The sequence below is a fragment of the Burkholderia sp. Ac-20384 genome (genome assembly GCF_017104605.1).
GTDB classification, from domain to species: Bacteria; Pseudomonadota; Gammaproteobacteria; order Burkholderiales; family Burkholderiaceae; genus Burkholderia; species Burkholderia lata.
Genome location: NZ_JAAGPE010000439.1, coordinates 1 through 5697, shown reverse-complemented (window position 1 = coordinate 5697; position 5697 = coordinate 1). Strand labels below are relative to the sequence as shown.

Here is a 5697-nt window from a genome sequence, read left to right as displayed (position 1 = left end):
CCGTCGCAACGTGCCGCCAGTACCGGCTCGCGCTGCTCGATCAGCCAGTCACGCAGCGTCGTGAGCGCCGCCGCCGGGTTGCCGCGCGCGTCGCCTTCCACCGCGCCGTCCGCGATCAGCGTCTGCGCGAGCGAACGCGGCAGGCCCGACGGACGCGTCGCGAGCAGGCGCTGCAGGTACAGCGCGCCGCCGGCCTTCGGGCCCGTGCCCGACAGCCCTTCGCCGCCGAACGGCTGCACGCCGACCACCGCGCCGATCACGTTGCGGTTCACGTAGATGTTGCCGACGTGCGCATTCGAGATCACGTGCGCGATCGTCTCGTCGATCCGCGTGTGGATGCCGAGCGTCAGGCCGTAGCCGGTCGCGCGGATCTGCTCCAGCAGCTTGTCGAGCTGGCTGCGGCGGTAACGCACCACGTGCAGCACGGGGCCGAACACTTCGCGCTTCAGCTCGTCGATGCTGCCGATCTCGATCAGCGTCGGCGGCACGAACGTGCCGTGCGCGCAGGCCTCGGGTGCCGGCAGCTGCGTGACGCCGTGCCCCTTGTCCTTCATCGCCGCGACGTGCGTGTCGATCGTCTGCTTCGCTTCACCGTCGATCACCGGGCCGACGTCCGTCGACAGGCGGTCGGGGTTGCCGAGCGCCAGCTCGTGCATCGCGCCCTTCAGCATCGTCAGCGTGCGGTCCGCAACATCGTCCTGCAGACACAGAACGCGCAGCGCCGAACACCGTTGACCGGCCGAGTCGAAAGACGACTGCATCACGTCCGCGACGACCTGCTCCGCGAGCGCCGACGAGTCGACGATCATCGCGTTCTGGCCGCCCGTTTCGGCGATCAGCGGGATCGGCTTGCCGTCCGGGTCGAGGCGCGCGGACAGCGTCTTGTTGATCAGGCGCGCGACTTCGGTCGAGCCGGTGAACATCACCGCACGCGTACGCGCGTCGGCCACCAGCGCCGCACCGACGGTTTCGCCGGTGCCCGGCAGCAGTTGCACCGCACCGGCCGGCACGCCGGCTTCGCGCAGCAGGCGCACGGCCTGCGCGGCGATCAGCGGCGTCTGTTCGGCCGGCTTCGCGAGCACCGTGTTGCCGGCGGCGAGTGCCGCGGCGACCTGGCCCATGAAGATCGCGAGCGGGAAGTTCCACGGGCTGATACAGACCACGGGGCCCAGCGGGCGGTGCGTGTCGTTCGAGAATTCGTCGCGGATCTGCGCGGCGTAGTAGCGCAGGAAGTCGACCGCTTCGCGGATCTCGGCGATCGCGTTCGGCAGCGATTTACCCGCTTCGCGCACGATCAGGCCCATCAGCGTGTGCATCTGCGCTTCGAGCAGGTCGGCCGCGCGCACCAGGCAATCGGCGCGTGCATCGACCGGCGTTGCCTGCCAGATCGGCGCGGCGGCCACCGCGTGCGCGAGTGCCGCGCTCACGTGTTCGGCCGTCGCTTCGCTGACCGTGCCGACCAGGTCGCGCTGGTCGGCCGGGTTGCGCACGTCGCGGGCCGGTGCGTCCGCGAGCGCGTCGTCGGCGAGCATCGGCGCCGCGCGCCACGGGAAATGCGCGCTCGCGAGCAGCGCGGACGACAGCGACGCGAGACGGTGTTCGTTCGACAGGTCGAGACCCATCGAGTTGGGACGCTCGTCGCCGTACAGGTTGCGCGGCAGCGGGATCTTCGCGTGCGGTGCGCCGAGCGGCACGACCTTCGACGCTTCGTCGACCGGATCGGCAACCAGCTCCTTCACCGCCACGGTTTTATCCGCGATGCGGTTCACGAACGACGTGTTCGCGCCGTTCTCGAGCAGGCGGCGCACCAGGTACGCAAGCAGCGTCTCGTGCGTGCCGACCGGCGCGTACACGCGGCACGGACGGTTGAGCTTGTCGCGGCCCGTGACTTCCTCGTACAGCGGCTCGCCCATCCCGTGCAGGCACTGGAATTCGTACTGGCCCGGGTAGTAGTTCTGGCCCGCGAGCTGGTAGATCGCGGCCAGCGTGTGCGCGTTGTGCGTCGCGAACTGCGGGTACACGGCGTCCGGCGCCGCGAGCAGCTTCTTCGCGCACGCGAGGTACGACACGTCGGTGTAGATCTTGCGCGTATAGACCGGATAGCCTTCGAGGCCGTCGACCTGCGCACGCTTGATCTCGGTATCCCAGTACGCGCCCTTCACGAGGCGGATCATCAGGCGGTGACGGCTGCGGCGCGCGAGATCGATCAGGTAGTCGATCACGAACGGGCAGCGCTTCTGGTAGCCCTGCACGACGAAGCCGATGCCGTTCCAGCCCGCGAGATCCGGATCGAAGCACAGCGCCTCGAGCAGGTCGAGCGACAGTTCGAGGCGGTCGGCTTCTTCAGCATCGATGTTCAGGCCGATGTCGTAGCGGCGCGCGAGCAGCGCGAGCGCGCGCACGCGCGGCAGCAGCTCGCTCATCGTGCGGTCCTGCTGCGAGCGCGAGTAGCGTGCGTGCAGCGCCGACAGCTTGATCGAGATGCCCGGGCCTTCGTAGATGCCGCGGCCGCCGGCGGCCTTGCCGATCGCGTGGATCGCCTGTTCGTACGACGCGTAGTAGCGCTGCGCGTCCTCTTCGGTGGTCGCCGCTTCGCCGAGCATGTCGTACGAGTAGCGGAAGCCGCGCGCTTCGTACTTGCGGCTGTTCGCGAGCGCTTCGGAAATCGTCTCGCCGGTGACGAACTGCTCGCCCATCAGGCGCATCGCCATGTCGACGCCCTTGCGGATCAGCGGCTCACCGCCGCGGCCGATCAGGCGCGTCAGCGCCGACGACAGCCCGGCCTCGCTGTTGGTCGTCACCAGCTTGCCGGTGATCATCAGCCCCCACGTGGCCGCGTTCACGAACAGCGACGGCGCGTGGCCGACGTGCGAGCGCCAGTCGCCCTTGCTGATCTTGTCGCGGATCAGCGCATCGCGCGTCGCGCGATCGGGAATGCGCAGCAGCGCTTCGGCGAGGCACATCAGCGCGACGCCTTCCTGGCTCGACAGCGAGAACTCGTGGATCAGCCCTTCGACGCCGCCGCCCGAGCTCTTCTCGCGCAGCGCCTCGACGAGCTTGGTCGCGAGCGCCTGCACGTCCGCCTGCAGGTTCGCGGGCAGGCGCGCCTGCCCGAGCAGGAACGGCACGCATTCCGGCTCGGGGCGACGATACGCCGCCGTGATCGCCGCGCGCAGCACCGATTGCGGCTGCACGTTCTGCGCGAACTCGAGGAACGGATGCGGCGAGTTGTCGTCGTCGCCATCCGCGGCCTGACCGTCGGCGAGCTCCGTCACGCCGCTGTGGCCCGACAGCTCGGGCGGCAACTGGCCGTGCTCGATCCGCTCGAGATACGCAAAGATCGCCTGCTTGATCAGCCAGTGGGGAGTGCGCTCGAGACGCGCGGCGGCGTCCTTGAGACGCGAGCGGAGAAGGTCGTCGACTTTGACGCCGAGAGTCGTGCTTGCCATGGTGGGTTCGTGCGCCGGTGCGAGCCCGGCAATATGGTGTGAGAGGATGCGCGAAATCCTACGGCACGCAATAAAAAGGTGCAACCAAATTACGAGATAGGTTGCACCCTTAAGTTACTCAATATAATCAGCCACTTATGCGGTTGCAACCTAGGAGTTGCCCGTGGTCGGAGGATCGGTGTTTTCCCTGAGCAGACCGGTTTGACACGCGTGCGCAACCTTCCGCGCGCGTGGCGGCGGACGAAAACGGGTTGCACTGGGTGTGACGGCGGGGTTGGCGGAAGGTGTGGCGCCCGGGCGCGACCGAGCGGCGAGAGACGGTTCGCGGGTACCCGGCCCGGGCTTCGATACCGCGGCGCGCAGCACGAACGCCGCATGGCGCGCCGCTCAGATACTCAGATATCCAGCGGATCGACCTCGACGCTCCACCGCAGCACGCCCTTCAGCGCGCGCAGCTCCGGCTGCCACGCGCGCAGCGCATGCTGCAGCGCCGCCCGCGACGCGCTTTCGAGCAGCAACTGCGCACGATGGACGTTCGCGACCTTGACGATCGTCATCGGCACCGCGTCGTAGACGGTCACGCGATCGGCGCCCGGCAGCCCCGGCAACGCGGCCGCGGCTTGCAGCAGGAACGCGAGCGCCGCGTCGAGCGTGCGCCCTTCGGCGCGCAGCAGCGCCTGGTAGACGAACGGCGGCAGGTGCGCGTCGCGGCGCTCGCCAAGCGTCGAATTCGCGAAGCCGACGTAATCCTGCCGCCCGAGCGCGTGGTACAGCGCATGACGCGGGTAACGCGTCTGCACGAGCACCTCGCCCGGCAGCCCGGCGCGCCCCGCGCGGCCGCTCACCTGCATCAGCTGCGCGAACAGCCGTTCGCTCGCGCGGAAGTCGTGCGAGAACAGCGCGGTATCGGCATTGAGCACGCCGACGAGCGACACGCGCTGGAAGTCGTGCCCCTTCGCGATCATCTGCGTGCCGACGAGGATATCGACCTCGCCCGCGTGCACGTCGGAAAAGAGCGCCTGCGCACTGCCCTTGCGACGTGTGCTGTCCGCGTCGATCCGCAGCACGCGCGCACCCGGCACGGTCTCGGCGAGCGCCTCCTCGATCCGTTGCGTGCCGCGCCCGAGCGGCGCGATGTCGACGTTCCCGCATTCGGGACACGACCGCGGAATGCGCGATTCCCAGCCGCAGTGATGGCAGCGCAGCGCGTGCTCGGGCTTGTGCAGCACGACGTACGCGCTGCAGCGCGGGCAGCCGGCAACCCAGCCGCATGCATCGCACGCGAGCTGCGGCGCGTAACCGCGCCGGTTCAGGAACACGAGGCTCTGTTCGCCGCGCTCGAGCCGCGCCTTCAGCGCCGCAACGAGCGGCCCCGACAGCCCGCCCATCGACGCGCGCCCGCGCCGCCGCTCCTCTTCGAGGTCGATCAGGCGCACGGTCGGCAGCGTCGCGTCGGCCACCGCGCGGCGCGACAGCGTGAGCCGCGTGTAACGGCCCTGCTCGGCCTGCCACCAGCTTTCGAGCGACGGTGTCGCCGAGCCGAGCACGACCGTGATGCCGAGCTGCTTTGCGCGCCACACGGCGAGATCGCGTGCCGAATAGCGCAGCCCTTCCTGCTGCTTGTATGCGGGCTCGTGCTCCTCGTCGACGACGATCAGCGCGAGCGTCGGCATCGACGCGAGCACCGCGAGGCGCGTGCCGAGCACGATCCGCGCGCGGCCCGTATGCGCGGCGAGCCAGTTGCGCGCACGCTCGCCCTCGGCGAGCCCGCTGTGCAGCGTGACGATCGCGTCGTCGGCGAGCGCACCCGCGAAGCGCGCGCGAAACGCGGCCTCGAACTGCGGCGTCAGGTTGATTTCGGGGACGAGCACGAGCGCTTGCGCGTCCGGCCGTGCATCGAGCAGCGACGCGAGTGCATGCAGATAGACCTCGGTCTTGCCGCTGCCCGTCACGCCGTGCAGCAGGAACGGCGCGAAGCCCTGCGCGGCGCGGATCGCGTCGAGCGCCTCGGCCTGCTGGTCCGTGAGCGCCGGCGGCACAGTTCGTCCACCGGCTGCCAACAGGTTATCCACAGCTTTGGGCACAGGCGCATCGGCCCAGCCAATCTCCTCGACGTCGACCCAGCCGCGCGCCGCCCAGTCATCGAGCGTCGCCGCCGCCTTCGGGTGCAGCGCGCGCGCATCGGGCAGCGCCAGCGAATCGGTGGCGGCCAGGGCCTGCGCGAGCCGCCGCAGCGCGGCCCCGCGCG

Annotated in this window: 2 protein-coding genes; both read right to left on the bottom strand. The window is 69.8% G+C overall.

Annotated features, from left to right (window positions below; translation table 11 throughout):
* Nucleotides 1-3449, bottom strand: a 3449-nt coding sequence (gene putA / locus G3O00_RS39225; protein ID WP_206146205.1) for a trifunctional transcriptional regulator/proline dehydrogenase/L-glutamate gamma-semialdehyde dehydrogenase, incomplete at its 3' end; no start/stop codon positions are given.
* Between the two features lie 395 nt (nt 3450-3844).
* The coding region (locus tag G3O00_RS39220; RefSeq protein ID WP_206146204.1) for a primosomal protein N' at nt 3845-5697 on the bottom strand (1853 nt) is incomplete at its 5' end.